This is a genomic window from Burkholderia sp. COPS, assembly GCF_019425585.1.
Lineage (GTDB): Bacteria > Pseudomonadota > Gammaproteobacteria > Burkholderiales > Burkholderiaceae > Burkholderia > Burkholderia cepacia.
Genome location: NZ_WIXR01000034.1, coordinates 19,685 through 37,310, shown reverse-complemented (window position 1 = coordinate 37,310; position 17,626 = coordinate 19,685). Strand labels below are relative to the sequence as shown.

14 protein-coding genes are annotated in these 17,626 nt (G+C 67.8%); 7 read left to right on the top strand and 7 right to left on the bottom strand.

From position 1 onward, the window contains the following. From FOZ70_RS25795 to FOZ70_RS25785, 3 genes are all read left to right on the top strand, one after another. Entirely contained in the window at positions 1–744 is a 744-nt protein-coding gene (locus tag FOZ70_RS25795) for an acetyltransferase (protein ID WP_219707205.1), read from the top strand. 39 nt (positions 745–783) lie between these two features. Beyond that, entirely contained in the window at positions 784–2,724 is a 1,941-nt protein-coding gene (locus tag FOZ70_RS25790) for a tetratricopeptide repeat-containing glycosyltransferase family protein (RefSeq protein ID WP_219707165.1), read from the top strand. Positions 2,725–2,816: 92 nt separating this feature from the next. Then, positions 2,817–3,479, top strand: a complete 663-nt coding sequence (locus FOZ70_RS25785) for an acetyltransferase (RefSeq protein ID WP_048025298.1) — start codon at positions 2,817–2,819, stop codon at positions 3,477–3,479. A gap of 10 nt (positions 3,480–3,489) precedes the next feature. On the opposite strand, the gene vioA is transcribed toward FOZ70_RS25785, so the two are convergent. From vioA to FOZ70_RS25760, 5 genes are all read right to left on the bottom strand, one after another. Then, positions 3,490–4,632 carry a dTDP-4-amino-4,6-dideoxy-D-glucose aminotransferase VioA gene (gene vioA, locus FOZ70_RS25780; RefSeq protein WP_027788660.1) on the bottom strand — a complete coding sequence of 381 codons (1,143 nt, stop codon included), beginning with the start codon at positions 4,630–4,632 and terminating at the stop codon, positions 3,490–3,492. A 28-nt stretch (positions 4,633–4,660) separates the two neighbouring features. Continuing rightward, positions 4,661–7,000, bottom strand: coding sequence for a tetratricopeptide repeat protein (locus FOZ70_RS25775; protein WP_059587961.1), 2,340 nt, complete (start codon positions 6,998–7,000; stop codon positions 4,661–4,663). Positions 7,001–7,245: 245 nt separating this feature from the next. Beyond that, positions 7,246–7,545, bottom strand: a complete 300-nt coding sequence (fliT, locus tag FOZ70_RS25770) for a flagellar protein FliT (RefSeq protein ID WP_027788658.1) — start codon at positions 7,543–7,545, stop codon at positions 7,246–7,248. 25 nt (positions 7,546–7,570) lie between these two features. Beyond that, entirely contained in the window at positions 7,571–9,079 is a 1,509-nt protein-coding gene (fliD, locus tag FOZ70_RS25765; protein WP_059620871.1) for a flagellar filament capping protein FliD, read from the bottom strand. Between the two features lie 132 nt (positions 9,080–9,211). Then, positions 9,212–10,366 carry a flagellin gene (locus FOZ70_RS25760; protein ID WP_021161125.1) on the bottom strand — a complete coding sequence of 385 codons (1,155 nt, stop codon included), beginning with the start codon at positions 10,364–10,366 and terminating at the stop codon, positions 9,212–9,214. A gap of 520 nt (positions 10,367–10,886) precedes the next feature. Between FOZ70_RS25760 and rpsU the strand changes: the two genes are divergently transcribed. Then, positions 10,887–11,099, top strand: a complete 213-nt coding sequence (gene rpsU, locus FOZ70_RS25755; protein ID WP_006401410.1) for a 30S ribosomal protein S21 — start codon at positions 10,887–10,889, stop codon at positions 11,097–11,099. A gap of 170 nt (positions 11,100–11,269) precedes the next feature. On the opposite strand, the gene FOZ70_RS25750 is transcribed toward rpsU, so the two are convergent. Beyond that, on the bottom strand, positions 11,270–13,393 hold the full coding sequence (locus FOZ70_RS25750; protein WP_219707204.1) for a TonB-dependent receptor: 2,124 nt from the start codon (positions 13,391–13,393) through the stop codon (positions 11,270–11,272). 227 nt (positions 13,394–13,620) lie between these two features. Here FOZ70_RS25750 and FOZ70_RS25745 point away from each other — a divergent pair, with 227 nt between their 5' ends. Next, positions 13,621–14,862 (top strand): PepSY-associated TM helix domain-containing protein, encoded by a 1,242-nt coding sequence (locus FOZ70_RS25745; protein WP_219707164.1) that lies wholly within the window; start codon positions 13,621–13,623, stop codon positions 14,860–14,862. A gap of 126 nt (positions 14,863–14,988) precedes the next feature. Here FOZ70_RS25745 and FOZ70_RS25740 read toward each other — a convergent pair whose 3' ends face one another. Then, positions 14,989–15,591 (bottom strand): DNA-3-methyladenine glycosylase I, encoded by a 603-nt coding sequence (locus tag FOZ70_RS25740; RefSeq protein WP_059490251.1) that lies wholly within the window; start codon positions 15,589–15,591, stop codon positions 14,989–14,991. Between the two features lie 142 nt (positions 15,592–15,733). Here FOZ70_RS25740 and FOZ70_RS25735 point away from each other — a divergent pair, with 142 nt between their 5' ends. Both FOZ70_RS25735 and FOZ70_RS25730 read left to right on the top strand, forming a co-directional pair. Then, positions 15,734–16,615 (top strand): BadF/BadG/BcrA/BcrD ATPase family protein, encoded by an 882-nt coding sequence (locus FOZ70_RS25735; RefSeq protein WP_219707163.1) that lies wholly within the window; start codon positions 15,734–15,736, stop codon positions 16,613–16,615. A gap of 143 nt (positions 16,616–16,758) precedes the next feature. Next, the gene (locus tag FOZ70_RS25730) at positions 16,759–17,583 is read left to right on the top strand and encodes a Cof-type HAD-IIB family hydrolase (RefSeq protein ID WP_021162847.1); all 825 of its coding nucleotides are present in this window, start codon (positions 16,759–16,761) and stop codon (positions 17,581–17,583) included. Positions 17,584–17,626 lie beyond the last annotated feature (43 nt).

The window sequence follows — 17,626 nt, the reverse complement described above, 5'->3', positions numbered from 1 at the left end:
ATGAACGTTACGACCTCCGACGATTGTATTGGCGTGCTGCCTGACCATCCGTGGGCGAAGCATTTCATCGTGCTCGGCTACCGGGATGGCGCCTTTTCGGCGATTCCGAACAATTTTTTCCGCAACTGGGTCGATGAAGAGGCGCCGATGGGGACGTGTCATATCGGCCGGTGCTCGTCGATCGGTGTGGGTTCGATCGCAAAGTACGATCGGGACGTTCAGAAACTCGTGATCGGCAAGCACGTGGCTGGCGGAATGCGTCTGAGGTTCCTGTTGAATGGCCAGCACGAGATCCGGACCATTTCCACGAGCCTGCTCAGCCTCTACGGTAACGGCCTCGAGAATCCGCCGATGCCGCAATACGCGGACACCGTGATCCACAACGACGTCTGGATCGGCGACGAAGCGCTGTTTCTCGGTGGCAGCCAGATCGAGAGCGGATGCGTGATCGGCGCGCGGGCCGTCATCCCGCCCAATTTCCGCACCGAGGCGTACGGCATTTATGCCGGTTCACCGGCCCGTCTGATTCGCTTCCGCTTCACGGAAAAAGTGCGCGAACGACTGCTGCAGCTCGCGTGGTGGGACATGCCCCTCGACTGGATCAAGCAGAACAACGACGCATTTCTGGTCGATCTCACCGCCGACGAAGGGCGCGCACTCGACACGCTCGCAGCGCTCCAGGAAGCCAGGGACCTGGCCGTCAGCCAGCCGGGCCAACCGGCCGCCGTGCCGGCGTCCGTCTGACCGTCCGTTCGCGCCGCGCGCCGCGCGGCGCCGCATGACATGACCCCTGCTTCCGACGAATCCGCGCTGGTTCAACACGCGGCGACCCTGTGCCAGAACGGACAGTTCGCCGACGCACTGTCGCTCGTCGCGCCTCTGCTCGACCGGCCGGCGCTGGCAGTCGCGGCGCTGCACATCGCGGCCGTCTGCGCGCTCGGCCTGAACCGGCTGGCCGACGCGGAAGCATGGTGGCGGCGCGCGATCGACGCGATGCCGGCGTTCGAGCCGGCCTGCGACGGCCTCGGCGCGCTGCTCGTGTCGCAAGGGCGCCTGCCCGATGCCGAGGCACTCCTGCGCCGGCAGCTCGCGTCCGTCACGCCGTTGCGGGCGTCGCACCATCACCGGTTCGGCAAGGTGCTCGAAGCGCTCGGCCGGCTCGATGAAGCGGAACAGGCATTCGGGCAGGCGCTGCTGATCGAGCCGCAGTCGGCCGACGTGCTGACCGATCTCGGCAACCTGTTGCGTGTGCTGGGCCGCCACGCCGAAGCGGAACTCGCCTACCGGCTCGCGATTACCGTGCGAGCGGACTTCGTGCTCGCGCACGCCAATCTCGGCGCGATCCTCGTCGACATGCAGCGGTTGCCGGAAGCGGAAGCCGCCAGCCGCCAGGCGCTCGTGCTGTGCCCGGATCACCCGGAGGCGCACTACAACCTCGGCGTCGCGCTGCAGAACCTCGATCGCCTGCCGGAAGCCGAAGCGGCCTATCGCGACGCGATCCGTTGCCGTCCCGGCCTGCCTCAGCCGCACAACAATCTCGGCTGCGTCCTGCGCGCGCAGGGGCGCCACGACGAAGCGATGGCCGTGTTCGCCGACGCGCTGTCGCTCGCTCCGGACATGGCCGAAGTGCACTACAACCTCGGCACCACGTTCGCGCATGCCGGCCGCCACGACGACGCCGAACGCGCGTACCGCCGCGCGCTCGAACTGCGTGCGGACTATGGCGATGCGCGTTTCGGCCTGGCGACGCTGTTGCTCGGCCTGGGCCGGTTCGAAGAAGGCTGGCGGCGCTACGAATCGCGCTACGAACAAACGGCGTTCGTGCACCGCCGGACCCGCGAGGTGCTGCGGTGCGCGCAGTGGCAGGGCGAGCCGCTCGCCGGCAAGACGCTGCTCGTCTGGCAGGAAGACGGCCTGGGCGACATGCTGCAGTTCAGCCGCTATTTCGCGGACTTTCGGGCGCGGCACGCGGCGCGCGTGGTGTTCGCGGGTCAGCCCGCGCTGCATCGGCTGATGGCGACGGTCGACGGCGTCGACGCGGTGCTGGATCACGAGACGGCGATGGCGCAAGCCGCGCAGTTCGATTACTGGACGAGCCTGCTGAGCGCGCCGATGCACACGGGCACGACACTCGACACGATCCCGCCGCCGGTGCGGCTCGCGCCCGATCCGGCCAGCGTCGCGCGCTGGCGCGCACGCCTCGATGTATTGCCGGCCGGCCCGCGCGTCGGCCTCGTGTGGAAAGGCAACCCGAAGCATCACAACGACGCGCACCGCTCGCTGCCGTCGCTTGCGTTGCTGACGCCGCTATGGAGCGTGCCGGGTGTGAATTTCGTGAGCCTGCAGAAAGGGCAGGGCGAGGACGAGGCGCGTCAGCCGCCAGGCGGCCTCCCGCTGCTGCACCTGGGCTCGGAGCTCGACGATTTCGCGGATACGGCCGCGATCGTCGCGCAACTCGATCTCGTGGTGTGCGTCGACACGTCCACCGCGCATCTGGCCGCGTCGCTCGGCAAGCCTTGCTGGGTGCTGCTGCCGAATCAGGACGTGGACTGGCGCTGGATGCACGGCCGCGACGATTCGCCGTGGTATCCGGGCACGGTGCGGCTGTTCCGGCGCGGGCGCGACGAAAGCTGGATCCAGATGGCCGAGCGCGTGCGTGCGGCGTTTGCCGCGCATTTCGCAGCGGGTCGCGTGACGGCGGACGAGACGGCGCAGGTCGTCTGACGTGACGGCGCGCGCCGCGCGAGTGCGGCGACGCGGCATACTGCGGGGAACGCGGCAAGGCCGCCCCTGCTTTCAGATCAATCGAGGCCCTTGTGGAAAACATCGTCATCGTCGGCTCGTCCGGTCACGCCAAGGTCGTGATCGACATCGTCGAACAGGCTGGCCGGTACCGGATCGCCGGGCTGATCGATTCGTTCCGGCCCCGCGGCGAGGAGACCCTCGGCTACGCGGTACTGGGCGCCGAACGCGACCTGCCGGATCTGGTCGGTGCGCACGGCATCGCCGGGCTGCTGGTCGCCATCGGCGACAACCACGCGCGCGAGAACGTGACGGCCGCTCTCGCGGCGCTCGTGCCGGGCCTGCCGTGCGTGTCGGCGGTGCATCCGGCCGCACGCATCGGCAAGGCGTCGACGATCGGTGCGGGTACGGTCGTGATGGCCGGCGCGGTGATCAATCCGTGCTGCGCGATCGGCAACGGGTGCATCGTCAACACGAACGCGTCGCTCGATCACGACGGCACGATGGAGGATTTTTCTAGCCTCGCGCCAGGCGTCGTCACGGGCGGCAACTGCCGGATCGGCCGCGGCGCGGCGATCGGCCTCGGCGCGATGCTGCGGCACCGGATCGCGGTGGGCGAGCACGGCGTCGTGGGCGCGGGTGCGGTCGTGCTGCACGACGTCGAGCCGTACACCGTCGTGTACGGCAACCCGGCCCGCCGGATCCGCGCGCGCGCGGCCGGCGAGCGTTACCTGTAGGCGTCGCGCGTCAGCGCGCGATCAGCTCGACGATACGGCGGACCATGTCGTCGGTGAGCGCCGGGTAGATCGGCAGGCACAGCACCTTGCGCGCGGCCTCGGTCGCGACGGGCAGGTTGTCGCGGTTGGCGGACGGCAGCCCGCGGTACATCGGGAATTCCGAAATCAGCGGATGGAAGTAGCGGCGCGCGTACACGTCGTAGTCGCGCAGCTTCCGGTACAGCCCGTCGCGATCGAGCGGATAGTCTTCGTCGACGAGGATCGCGAAATACGCATGGTTCGCGACGGTCTGGCCGCCGAGCGGCACGCAGCGGATGCCGCGCACGTCGGCGAGCAGCGTGCGGTACAGCGTGTCGATTTCGCGGCGGCGCGCGAGTGCGCCGTCGATGTGCTGCAACTGCAGCATCCCGAACGCGGCGTTGATTTCGCTCATCTTGCCGTTGATGCCGGGCGCGACGACCGTGACTTCGTCGACGAAACCGAAGTTCTTCAGGTGGTCGATCCGTTGCTTGGTCTTCGCGTCGGGGCAGATGATCGCGCCGCCTTCGAACGTGTTGAACACCTTCGTCGCGTGGAAGCTCAGCACCGACAGATCGCCGTGGGTGAGCACGCTGCCGGTGGTGTTCTGCACACCGAACGCATGCGCGGCGTCATAGATCACGCGCAGGTTGTAGTTGTCGGCGATCTTCTGGATTGCGTCGACGTCGCACGGATTGCCGTAGCAGTGCACGGGCATGATCGCGGTGGTCTGCGGCGTGATCGCCGCCTCGATGCGCGCGGGGTCCAGGTTGAGCGTGCCGGGCGTGACGTCGACGAATACCGGCTTGATGCCGTTCCACAGTAGCGAATGCGCGGTGGCGACGAACGAATACGGCGTCGTGATCACTTCGCCGTTGATGCGCAGCGCCTGCAGCGCGGTGACGAGCGCGAGCGTGCCGTTCGCGAACAGCGACAGGTGCGGCACGCCGAGATACTCGCACAGCGCGCGCTCGAACTGCTGGTGGAACGGGCCGCCGTTGGTCAGCGTGCGGCTCTCCCAGATCTTCTCCAGGTACGGCAGGAATTCGTCGAGCGGCGGCAGGTGCGGCTGCGTGACGTAGATGCGTTCGTGCGGCAGTTGCGCGACGGACGACGCGGGCAGGCTGGCGGTCATGATGGTCTCTCTCGATCTGACGTGAGGTTCAGGCCTCTGCCGCGGCCTGTGCGGTGGTCATGTCGTCGAACAGCGGCGTGTCGAATGCGGTCGCGGGTTCGCCCGCGCACCAGCGGGTCCACATCGTGCGCAGCGCCGACGACAGCCCGGCCGCGACGACAGCCGGCCGGAACGCGGCGGACTCTCCGCAGCGCGCGCGCAGGCCGGCGCGAAGCGCCTGCAGCGCGGCGGTGTCGCGGCCGAGCGCGAGCGCCCTCGCGACGAAGTCGTCCTCGTCGGTCGCGATGTACGCGTCGAGCCCGACGTGCTGCAGCCAGCCCGCGCTGCCGCGCCCGGCCATCGTCGCGCCGGGGATCGTCACGGTCGGCACGCCCATCCACAGCGCGTTCAGCGTGGTCGTCGAACCGGTGTAGGGGAACGCGTCGAGACAGAGGTCGACGCCGTGATGCTGCTGCATGTAGACGGGAATGTTCGAGCGCCGGTGGAACGTCAGGCGGCCGGCATCGATGCCGGCGGCCGCGAACCATTCGGTCAGCGTCTGCTGGTCGCCGTCGCTGCCGATCGCGCCGAGCGCCATGCGCGCGGTCGGGTCCGCGTGCAGCACGCGCGCCCAGACCTCGATCACGTGCGGGCTCAGCTTGTTCAGGCGGTTGAAGCTGGCGTACGTCGTATAGCCGTTGTGCAGCGCCGGCAGCACGTTGACGGGCGGGCAGTTCGGCGGCGGCATGAACGGCGCGATCGCGGGCAGCCGCACGATCTGCTCGATGAACTGGTCGTCGAATGCGCCGTGCGGTGCGACGAAGCGGTCCGTCAGGTAGTAGTCCATCGCGGCGAGGCCGGTCGTGGCCGGATAGCCGATCCACGACGCCTGAACCGGCGCGGCGCGCTGCGCCAGCGCAACGAGCCGGTTGCGGCCGGTATGGCCCGACAGGTCGATCACGATGTCGATGTGGTCGTTGCGCACGCGTTCGAGGAAGGCCGAGTCGCTCATGCCGGTGACGTTGCGCCAGGTCGTGGCGTGGGCCTTGAAGCGCTCGGACGTGTGATCTTCCTCGAAGTGATTGTGATAGAAGTGCATCGCAATGCCGGGGTCGGCCGCGAGATGCTCGATCACGGGCACCGCGTAGGAGGCGACTGCGTGGCTGTACAGGTCGCCCGACACGAAGCCGACCTGCAGCTTGCGCGCCGGATCGCGCGGGTTCGAGAACACGGCCGCACGCTTGCGCTTTTGATTGTCGTAGCGCTCGCCGAACTTGCGGTGCTCCGCCACGAGCGCCTGCGGATCGAATTCGCTGCTGTGCGCGATACAGAACAGCATGCTGCTGTGGGTGACGCTGTCGGTCGGGTTGATTTCGATCGCGCGCTTCAGCCAGCCTATCGCTTCCTGCGTTGCGCCCAGTTCGAGCAGCACGAAGCCGAGCGTGCCGCACGGCGCGGCGGCCCCGGGCGCGAGTTCGACCGCGCGCCGGCAGGCCGCGAGCGCTTCATCCGTGCGGCGCAGCGCGAACAGCACGAGACCGCGAATCCGCATGGCCTCCGGGTGATCCGGCTGAAGCTGGTACAGGCGCGTGCACTGCTCGTCGGCTTCCGCGAGACGGTTCATCGCCCGCAGCGTATCGGCCAGCAGGATGCGCACGAGGACTTCGTTCGGCAGCAATTCGACCGTGCGCAAGCCGGCCTCGATCATCTCCGCGAAGCGGCCTTCCCGGTGAAGCGAGGCGGAAAGCGCGCGCCAGCATGCGCCGTCTTCCGGATAGTCGTTGACCAGTTTTCGCGCAAGCGCGGTGGCTTCCGCGTGCCTGTTCTTGTCGAACAGCGCTGCGTGCTTTTGCAGCAGCGTCTGATTGGGGCGGCGGGCAGGCTTGCCGGAGTCGCTCCGCCCGGCCGCGGTTTCCAGGACGATCGCCGCATCGATGCCGCTTGGGGCGGCCGCGACCGCTGCAGTTGCGAGCACGATGTCGGGTGACGCCAACTGGGCGATCAGGCCGTTCAGCGCAGGCCCGTGCACGCCGCGCTGCTGCGCGATTTCGACCGCGATCCACGCGGCGGCCGTCTGCCCGCTGCGATGCAGCGCATGAATGTAGCTGACCCAGTAGTAGCCGTTGTCCGGGCTAGCGCCGAGGGCGGCTTCGAAATGCGGCACCGCGTCGGCCGCGTGGCCCGTATCGGCCAGCAGCACCGCGAGGTTGTAATGCGCATCCCCATGCGCGGGCACCGCGTCGAGGATGGCCTCGTACAGTGCCCGGGCGTCGTCGAACGCGCCGCTGCGCTGGCGTTCGAGCGCGTTCTCCATGACGAGCGCGATGTCTTGCGCAAGCTGCTGTTCGGGCGTGAGCGCGGCGGAGGCGGGCAGTTCGGTCGAGAACATGATGGGATCTGCGGAAAGTCGGTCGATACCATTATGGGTAGCGCGCCGCTGCGCCGATGCCGCGAGATGACGGTAAAAGCCCGGTCAGTTTGGCCGATTGAACGGCCCGCCGCAGGGCCGGGCGGCACCCCAAAAAAAACGCCCGCACGAGGCGGGCGGAGGCGAACGAGCACGCCCTCACATCAGCGCGTAGTTCTTGTTGTCAGGTTGGCGGCGCGCGCGTGTCGGGCGCCGCGTGGCGCGATTTAACGGCTCGCGATGCTCTGGTACTGGCCGACGGCCTGCACGCGGCCCATCGCCGCCTGGTATTCGTTGGTCAGCTCCTGCTGCGCGCGTTGCGCGTCGGCGAAGATGCGCGCGTTGCTGGCCTGAATCCGGCGGATCGCGGCGATGCCGGCCGGCGGCTGATCGGCCGCGAGCGACGCAACGAGCGGCTCGCGCAGGTCGACGAGGCGCGCCGCCTCGATCCAGTCGGCCATCGCGGCCGCATGTTCGATCGCGTCGGTGAGCGCGTCGAGCTGGGCGATCAGTTCGGTCTGTTCCATCGTGGCTCTCCTGTCCGGCCGGCGGTCAGCTCTTGTTGCTCGACAGCGCGCCGGCACTGTTCGTGCCGCCGAACAGCTGCGTCAGGTACTGCGAGTTGCTGTTCATCGTCGCCATCAGCGTGTTGAGCGCGGTGAATTGCGCCTGGTACTGGCTGGTCAGCTGCGCGACGTAGTTCGACAGGTTGGTCTGCTGCGTGGCGACGCTTTTCAGGTCGTTGTTGAGCGCGGTCGTGCGTGCGGCGATCAGCCCGCCCGTCTGCGTGTAGTTCGTGATGTCCTTCGTCAGCTGCTGGCCGATCCCGTTCGTCGAGTTGAACAGAGATGCGACGCCGGTCGGGTTGTTCTGCAGCGCGGAGTTGAGCGCGGTGCTGTCGACCTGCAGCGTGCCGTCGGCCTGCAGCGTGACGCCGATCGACGCGAGGTTGACCGTCGAGCCGTTGCTGCTCACGCCGCCCGCGACGACCGACGCGAGTGCGTTGCGGATCGTGTTCAGCGTCGAGTCGCCGAGCAGCGGGCCTTGCGACGACGCGCCGGCCGTGAAGCTCGACAGCGAGCCCATCGTCGTGACGAGCGTGTTGTAGAGCGTCACGAAGTTGTTGATCGCCGACGCTTGCGTCTTCGTGTCGGTGGCGACCGTCAGCGTTTGCGGCTGCGTGCCGCTGACGGCGGCCGAGGTCAGGTTCAGCGTGACGCCGGTGATCGCTCCCGTCACGGTGTTGCTCGCGCTCGTCGCGGCGATGCCGTTGATCGTGAAGGCGGCGTCCTGCGCGGCGGTGCTTTGCTTCCAGGCGGCGCTGCTGTTGGCGGACGCAATGGACGACTGGCCGCCCGTCGTGCTGGCCGTCGACGTGACGCCGAGGCTGGAGAGGCCGTTGTCGCCGGTCACGTTGCTGACCGCGACGCTGATCGCATTCGCCGCGCCGGTCGGCGTCGAGCTGAGCACGAGGTGCGCGCCGTCGCTGCCGTTGACGACGGACGCGACGATGCCCGGGTTGCCGGTCGTGTTGTTGATCGCGGCGGCGATGCCGGACAGCGTGTTGTTGTTGCTGCCCACGTTGACCGTGAACGACTTGCTGCCGAGCGACAGCGTCATCGTGCCGGTGCCGAGCGCCGTCGACGCACCGAACGCGGCCGACGACAGCGACTGCGACGTCGCGATCTGCGTGACGCCGACCGAATAGCTGCCGGCGACGGCGCCGGCGCCCGCGGTCGCGGTCAGGCCGGTGCCGCTCGCGGTGGCTGTGAAGGTGTTTTGCAGCGAGCCGTTCGACAGTGTCGTGACGCCGGCCTGGAGTGCGCTCAGCGCGGCCGAAAGGGCGCCGTACGCGGAAATCTGGGTGTTGTCGCTGGCCTGCTGCGCGCTGAGCGCGGCGGTCTGGCCGGCGGTCTTCGCATTGACGAGCGCCGTCACGAGCGAGTTGACGTCCATCGACGAGTTGCCGGTCGATCCGCTGATGATCGATTGGGCAGCCTGTTGCAGCGCGCTGTTGGCCGAGCTGTTGGCGGCGGTGACGGCGGGATTGATCGTCGACATCGTAGTGCTCCGTGCGGCGGGTAGTCCGTGAAATTCTGGATAAGGACCTGACGGCGGGGCAAGGCCCCGCGCGCCAAGTGACTACGGCCGGGCCGCGCGTTACGCGGGGCCCGGCCGTGGGTTGCTACGCGATTACTGCAGGAGCTTCAGGACCTGCTGCGGCAGCGAGTTTGCCTGTGCGAGCACCGAGATGCCAGCTTGTTGCAGCACCTGGTTCTTCGACATGTTCGCGGTTTCCTGCGCGAAGTTCGCGTCGGTGATCTGCGACTGTGCCGACGACAGGTCGGTCGATTCTGCCTGCTGCGCCGTGGCAATTGCCGTGAAGCGGTTTTGTGCCGCACCGAGCTGTGCCTGAACGTTGTTCACCGTCTGCAGCGCGTTGTCGATCGACACCATCGCGACGTTCGCACCGCTGACGGTGCTGATGTCGAGGCCCGACACGGTTGCCGGCTTGTTGACGGCGTTGATCTGCGCAACTGCGTTCGTGATTGCGGTGAGCGCCGCCGACGACATGCTCGTGCTGGTTGCGCTCGCTTGAATCGACAGATTGCCGACTGCCGTGCCGTTGCTGGTCGTTGCGCTTGCGCCGAACACGGACTGAGCAACGGTTTGCGCGATGGCGCCGCCGTTCTGGTCGGTGAACGTGTAGCCACCTTGACCGTCCGACAGCACGTTGATCGCCGTAATCGCCGCGCCCGACGACGTGTACACGCCGGCGGTGTCGAGGCTCAGGCCCGTCACCGTGCCGACCGTCTGGCCCTTCTGTACCAGGCCGCCGCCGATCTTCGCAGCCGACATGCTTTGGCTCAGGTCCAGCGAAATCGTCTGGCCGACGTTCGCGCCAACCTGGAACGACACGATGCCTGCGTTGCCGTTCAGGATGTTCGTGCCGTTGTACGTCGTTTGCGACGCGATACGGTTCACTTCCTGGATCTGTTGCGCAACTTCCTGTTGCAGTGCTGCCTGGTCGGTCGAGGACATCGTGCCCGTCGACGCCTGGACGGCCAGCTGGCGGATACGTTGCAGGCTGTTCGTCAGCGACGACAGTGCGCTCGATGCCGTTTGAATCATCGACACGCCGTCGTTCGCGTTCGACACGCCCTGGTTCAGACCGTTGATCTGGGTCTGCATCCGGGTCGAGATCGCGAGGCCTGCTGCGTCGTCTGCCGCGCTGTTGATGCGCTTGCCCGACGACAGGCGGGTGATTGCCTGCGACAGGGCGTTTTGCGAGCCGTTGAGGTTCTGCTGTGCAACCAGCGAGTTGATGTTGCTGTTAATTCCGAGCATGGAAAAATCTCCTGTGTAAGCCGAAAGCCCTGGAAAGCCGTTTTGGCGTCGGCGGAAGCACTCGTTCATTGCTGGCCGCCTCAGAGCAGGATTTCGGCGCACCAAAACAAAACTTGAGGGGCGCGTTGAGATTCGGCCCGATTTTTTATCCTTCTTTGTCATTTCGGACCGACCCAGCACGATGCCGGATGGAAGTAGCCCGAGAGCGGTCCCGGCACGCAGTCGTTCGCCTGTGCACACGCATTCGACAAAAGGGTGGTTTTGTCTGTGATTCCCTGCTATGATGGCGGGCTGAATTGAGATTTCTGTCAAGCCTCTGCCGTTTTCGGCGTGTCTGCTGGCAGTCAAACGCGGCGCTGCACGCGGCTTGTGAAGCGTACTCGCGGTGCTTTCCGCCTCTCTTTTCCGGCCTCCGAGGCCGTATTTCCGCTCGTTTCGCCTGTTTGTGGGGACGCTCGGATGGCCGGTGCGTGGCGCTTGGCCGCTACGTTTTTGACCGTTTAAGCAATTTAGGAACGACATGACGACGATTCTTCTGAAAGAAAACGAGCCGTTCGAAGTGGCGATTCGCCGCTTTCGCCGTGCTATCGAAAAAAATGGCCTGATCGCTGAACTGCGCGAACGCCAGTCCTACGAAAAGCCGACCGCAGTCCGCAAGCGCAAGAAGGCAGCAGCCGTCAAGCGCCTGCACAAGCGCCTGCGCAGCCAGATGCTGCCGAAGAAGCTCCACTAAGAGCGTCTGACGGTTCGCCGCGAAACGGCGGAGCGAGCTTCGAAAGAAGCCGCTCCGCCGTTTTGCTTTTGGGGGCCCGGAATTTTTCGAGCCCCGGGGAAAATCCCGAGGCCGCCGCGGTGCGGCCATGCCGGCTGGCCGCCGACGGCTTGCGGCCGCCGGCGCGGTGTTCAGAAGTCGAGCTTCGCGCTCAGGCTCACCGTGCGCGGGTCGCCCGGCTTCACGTAGTCCGCGTACTGGTATTCCCAGTAACGGCGGTTCAGCACGTTGTCGATCGACGCGCGCAGCGTCACGTCGTGGCGGCCGATCCGCGTCAGGTAACGCGCCCCCGCATTGACGACGAGAAAGCCCGGGGCATCGAGGCCGCCGGCCGCGCGCAGCGGCGTCGCGCCGGTGAATTTCGCATCGACGCCGAGCGTCAGCCCCGGCACGCCGGGCACCGCATAGCCGATGTCGCCGGCGAGCACGAAACGCGGTGCGCCCGCGACGCGGTTGCCGTTGTTGCCGATCCCGTTCGCGTACCACGCGTCGAGCAGCATCGCGTCGACGCCCGCGTTCCAGCGCGCGCCGAATTTCGCGCGCGCACCGAACTCGATCCCCTGAATGACCGATTCGCCGTCCTGCACGTAGATGTTCGCCGCGTTCGCATATTCGGCGCTGCGCTCGATGCGGAACAATGCGGCCGTCGCGCTCCAGCGCGCGTGCTCGCTCTTGATCCCCAGTTCGTACTGCTTGCTGCGCAGCGGCTTGAGCACCTGGCCGGCGTTCGCGTAGACGTCGTTCACGCGGCTGCCGGGCTCGAGCGATTCGGCGTAGCTCGCGTACGCGGTGGTCGTCGGCGCGAGCCTGAACATCACCGCGAACGTCGGCGTCACCACGCCGTTCTGGCGATAGCCGGGATCCTCCGCGCCGCTCGCCTGGAACGAGCGCTGCTCGTAGTTCATGTAGCGCACGCCGGCGAGCACCGACCAGCGCTCCGTGAGCTGCACGGTATCGCTCGCGAACAGCGATTTCTGCACGATCTCGCTCGTGCGGTACTGGATGAAGCCGTGCGGGCTGTCGTAGCGGTAAGGATTCGGCACATACAGGTTGCCGGCGCCGAGCGGCACGAACACGCTGTTCGCCGAATAGTCGTTCGCCTGCTTCTGCCACGACGCGCCGATCACGATCTGGTGGCTGAACGGGCCGGTGCGTACCTTGCCCTCGACCATCGCGCGCCACTGGCTGAAGCGATGATCCTCCATCCCGACGTAGCGGCTGTCGGTGTAGTTGCCGGCCGCATCCTGCAGGTACAGCGTGCTTTCGTTGCGACGGCGCGTCGCCTTGCTGTAGCTGTACGCGACGTCGAGCTGCCAGTCGGGCGCGAGCTGGTACTGCAGCCCGGCCGTATAGAGCTGCAGGTTCGTGTTCAGGTACTGGTCCCTGCCGCCGAGGTTCGTCGTGCCGCCGCTGATCGTCGCGGGCAGCACGCCGCCCGGATAGCTGCCGGTGAAGATCGACGGCGTCTGGCCCGTCGTGCGGCGATCCTGGTACAGCGCGCCGACATTCACCGACAGGTCGCGCGTCAGGTTCGCCTGCAGCGCGAGCGATACGCTGTCGCGGCGGATGTTGCCGTCGTTGTACGTCTTGCCTTCCTCGTGCGTCGCGTTCAGCCGCGCGCCGAACCTGCCGTCCGGCCCGAAGCGCTGGCCGAGATCGACGTGCTCGGTCCACACATTGGTGCTGCGGTAGCCGACGTCGACGCTGCGCACGGGTTCGGCACCAGGCTGCTTCGTCACGTAGTTGACGACGCCGCCGGGCGTCACGAAGCCGTACAGGAAACCGCCGAGCCCCTTCAGCAACTCGACGCGATCGAGCTGCTCGTACGGCATCGTGATCCCGTACGTGACGAACGGCAGCCCGTCGATCTTGTAGCCGTTCTGCCAGTCGAGCTGCATGCCGCGCACGGTCATGTAGCTGGCCCACGCGCTGTACGCGCCGCTGTTGTCGGACACCGACGCGTCGTTCGCGAACACGTCGCCGAGCTTGTACGGCTGGCGTGCCTCGAGTTCCTCCGACGTGACGATCGTCGTCGAGAACGGCGTGTCGAGCTGGCGGCGCGTGCCGAGCGCGCCGGTGGAGACCGTGTCGGTCAGGTGCTGCGGCGAGTCGTGCGCAGCCGTGACGTTGACGGCAGGCAGCACTGTGGCGCCGCCGGGCGAATCGTCCGCGTGCGCGAGCGACGCGGCAACGCAGGCAAGGGCGGCGGCCACGCGACGTGGACGGACGGGAGGGCGGGCGAGGCTGACGGTCATCGTGGAAAAGTAAAAATGCAAGTAAGAATCATTCGCATTGCGATAAAATGTCGCGCATCGTATCAAAACCCGTCGAACGCGCAACAATTCCATGCCGCGTGCAAGGGCATCCGGCCTCGCCAGCGACGGCCGGCACCGCTCGTGCGCGGCGCGTGACCTCAAATGACCTGCATTCCGTTGATCCGGGGCCGCTCGTGCCGGCCCGCTTTCCCGTTGCCGGGTGCGCGATGAACGCGTTCCTGCGACCGTTTCTCGTCCGCCTGCATCGCTGGTTCGGCCTCGCGATCGCGCTGTTCCTGTTCGTCGCGGGGCTGACCGGCGCATTGATCGCGTGGGACCACGAGCTCGACGCGCTGCTGAACCCGGACTTCTACACCGCACGCAGCGATGCGGCGCCGCTTGATCCGCTCGCGCTCGCGGCGCGCATCGAGGCCGCCGACCCGCGTGTGCAGGTGACCTATCTGCCGCTCGCGATCGAACCGGGCCACACGCTGCAGGCCGGCGTGATGCCGCGCACCGATCCGGCGACCGGCCAGCCCTATGCGCTCGACTTCAGCCAGATCGCCGTCGATCCCGCGACCGGCGCGGTGCAGGGGCGCCGCGAATGGGGCGCGCTGTCGCTCGCGCGGCTCGACGTGATGCCGTTCATCTACCGGCTGCACTACTCGCTGTTCCTGCCGGTGTATGGCGGGATCAATTTCGGGTTCTGGGTGATGGGCGTCGTCGGCATCGTGTGGGCGATCGACAGCCTGATCGCACTCGTGCTCGCGTTTCCGAACCTGAAAAGCTGGCGCAAGTCGTTCGTGTTCCGCGTGCGGCGCGGCGGCTATCCGCTGGTGTTCGACCTGCACCGCTCGGGCGGCGTGTGGGTGTGGGGGCTGCTGCTGGTCGTCGCGGTCACGTCGATCTCGATGAATCTCGCCGTGCCGGTCGTGCGGCCGCTGGTATCGCTGGTGTCGCCGCTCGCCGAGACGCCGTACACGAATCCCGAACACTTCCCGCCCGCGCCGCCGGGCAGCACGATGCTGCCGCGCGAGCGGATCGTCGAGATCGCGCGCGCGGCCGGGCGCGACGCGGGGATCGCCGCGCCGCCCGGCGCGCTGCTGTTCGCGCCGGCGATGAATACCTACGCGGTCGGGTTCTTCACGCCCGGCAACGAGCACGGCGACGTCGGGCTCGGCAACGCGTGGCTCTACTGGGACGCCGTGACCGGCAAGCCCGTCGCCACCCAGGTGCCAGGCCGCGGCTCGGCCGGCGACCTGTTCATGCAGGGGCAGTTTCCGCTGCACTCGGGGCGGATCGCCGGCGTCGCGGGCCGCGCCGCGGTGAGCGTGCTCGGGATCGTCATCGCGATGCTGAGCGTGACGGGCATCTGCATCTGGGTGAAGAAGCGCAGCGCGCGCGTGCGGGCCGCACGCGGTGCACGGGCGGTTGCGCCGGCGCCGGCGCCGTCGCGCGCCGCCAGGTGAGCGGTTGCGCGTTGAGCATCGTTTCGTGAGGGGGCAGCCGGCGGCCTGACAGGAATTGCCGGCATAACCGGCATAACCGCTGCAGGGCCGCGGCGAACGATGAGCGGCCGGCGGATGCCCGCGCCGTCAGCCCGCTTTGCGCCGGCGCGCCGGCTGCTTGCCGCCGAGCGCCGCGCATTGCGCGTGGCACGGGCAGCCGACCTCGTGATCGTTGACCATGCCGGTGGCCTGCATCAGCGCATAGCAGATCGTCGAACCGACGAACTTGCAGCCGTACGCCTTCAGCGCCTTGCTGAGCGCGTCGGACTGCTCGGTCGACGCGGGCGCGTCGCGGTACGACTGCCACGCGTTCTGGACCGGCGTGCCGCCGACGAACGACCACAGGAACGCGGCGAGCGACCCGTGTTCTTCCCGGATGCGCTGCACGGCACGCGCATTGGTGACCGCCGATTCGACCTTGGCGCGATTGCGCACGATACCGGGATTCTCGAGCAGCTTTTCGATGCGCTTCGGCGTGAAGCGCGCGACGGCATCGACGTCGAAATCCGCAAAGGCGTCGCGATAGCCCGCGCGCTTGTTCAGGATCGTCGACCACGACAGCCCGGCCTGCGCCCCTTCCAGGATCAGCATTTCGAACAGGTGGCGATCGTCGTGCGACGGCACGCCCCACTCGGTATCGTGATAGTGAGCATCCGCTTCAGTCTTCACCCAGTTGCACCGCTGCGACATCGTCTGCCTCGTTTTCAGTGTCGGTTCGATCGTGCCAGCATAGCGGAAGCCCTTTTCACGGAACAGCCGGCCGAACGGCAGATGGGCGCGCGGCGCCGATCCGGTTAAGCTTGGCGCCTGTTCGAATCAGCGGGATGAAGGCATGGCGGCATTACTTTTTGCGATCGGGATCGACGGTGGCGGCACGGGCACGCGCGCGGTGCTGGCCGACCGGCACGGGCGCGAGCTCGCGCAGGGGCGCGGCGGCCCGTCGGGGCTCGGGCTCGGCATCGAGCGCGCGTGGGTATCGATCGGCGCGGCCTGCGCGGAGGCGTTCACGCGGGCCGGCCTCGCATTCGACTGGCCGCAGTGCGCGCTCGGCTGCGGGCTCGCGGGCGTCAACAATGCCGCGTGGCTCGCCGCGTTCCGCGCGCAGGCGCCGCTCGGCGCGCTCGCGGTCGAGAGCGACGCGTATACGACCGTCGTCGGCGCACACGGCGGCGCGCCGGGGCTCATCGTCGCGCTCGGCACCGGCAGCATCGCGGCGGCGCTCGACGCGGCCGGCGCCTGCCGGATCGCGGGCGGCTTCGGCTTTCCGTCCGGCGACGAGGCGAGCGGTGCATGGCTCGGCGTGCGCGCGCTCGCGTATGCGCAGCAAGCGCTCGACGGACGCGTACCGCGCGATGCGTTCGCGAACGCGTTGCTCGCGGAAACGGGCGCGCAGGATCGCGACGCGCTCGTCCAGTGGTCGTGCGATGCGAACCAGACGATCTACGCGCGGCTTGCGCCGATCGTGTTCGCGCACCGTTCGCATCCGGTCGCGGGCGCGCTGATCGCGCAGGCGGGCGACGAGATCGGCAAGATGATCGACGCGCTCGATCCGCAGCAGGCGCTGCCGGTCGCGCTGTGCGGCGGCCTGGCGGACGCACTGGCTCCGGCCGTGCCGGCGCGCCATGCCGCACGGCTGCGCGCGCCGCTCGACGATTCGGCGCACGGCGCGCTGCGGCTCGCGCTGCAGGCGCTGCGCGAGGCGGAAGGCAACTGAGCAACTGAAGGCATTCGAGGGCAGCTGAACGCGCACCGAAACCGGGCCGACGGCGGCGATCGACCGGGAACCGTCCGGCAGGCAACCGGGCGCGACGTTAGAATGGCCGTTCCGCAGAGCCCTGAGCGCCATTCTTCCGTCCCATGTACAAAGTCATCGCCACCGATCTCGACGGTACCTTGCTGAACAGCGACCACCAGCTCGATCCGTACACGATCGACACCGTCCGCCGGCTCGACCGCGACGGCCTGCAGTTCGTGATCGCCACCGGGCGCCACTACGCGGACGTCGCCGGCATTCGCGACGTGCTCGGCATCCGGCCGTACCTGATCACGTCGAACGGTGCGCGCGTGCATGCGCCGGACGACACGACGATCCACGCGCAGGACATCGATCCGGCAATCGTCCGCGGCCTCGTGCAGCCGGATATCGTCGGTGCGCACGGCCGCGTGATCGTCAACCTGTTCACCGACCAGGGCTGGCTGATCGACCGCGACGCGCCGCACCTGCTCGAATTCCACCAGGATTCGGGCTTCCGCTACGACGTGATCGACATGTCCGCGCACGACGGCACGGATATCGCGAAGGTGCTGTACATCGGCGATCCGGCCGATCTGGCGGTCGTCGCCGAGCAGATGCGCGTGCGCTTCGGCGATGCGCTGTATGTCACGTACTCGCTGCCCGACTGCCTGGAAGTGATGACCGCGAACGTGTCGAAGGGCCGCGCGCTGCGCTCGGTGCTCGCGCGGCTCGGCGTCGACACCGGCCACTGCATCGCGTTCGGCGACAACATGAACGATATCGACCTGCTCGAAACCGCCGGCCACGCGTTCATGATGAACAACGCGAACCCCGACCTGGTCGCGCGGTTGCCGCACATCCCGCGGATCGGCAACAACTTCGACGCGGGCGTCGCCCGCCACCTGCGCACGCTGTTCTCGCTCGAAGGCAACGCCGCCGCGTCCTGAGCGTCCCGCCCGGGTGGAAATGAAAAACGGGCGCCAGCGGCGC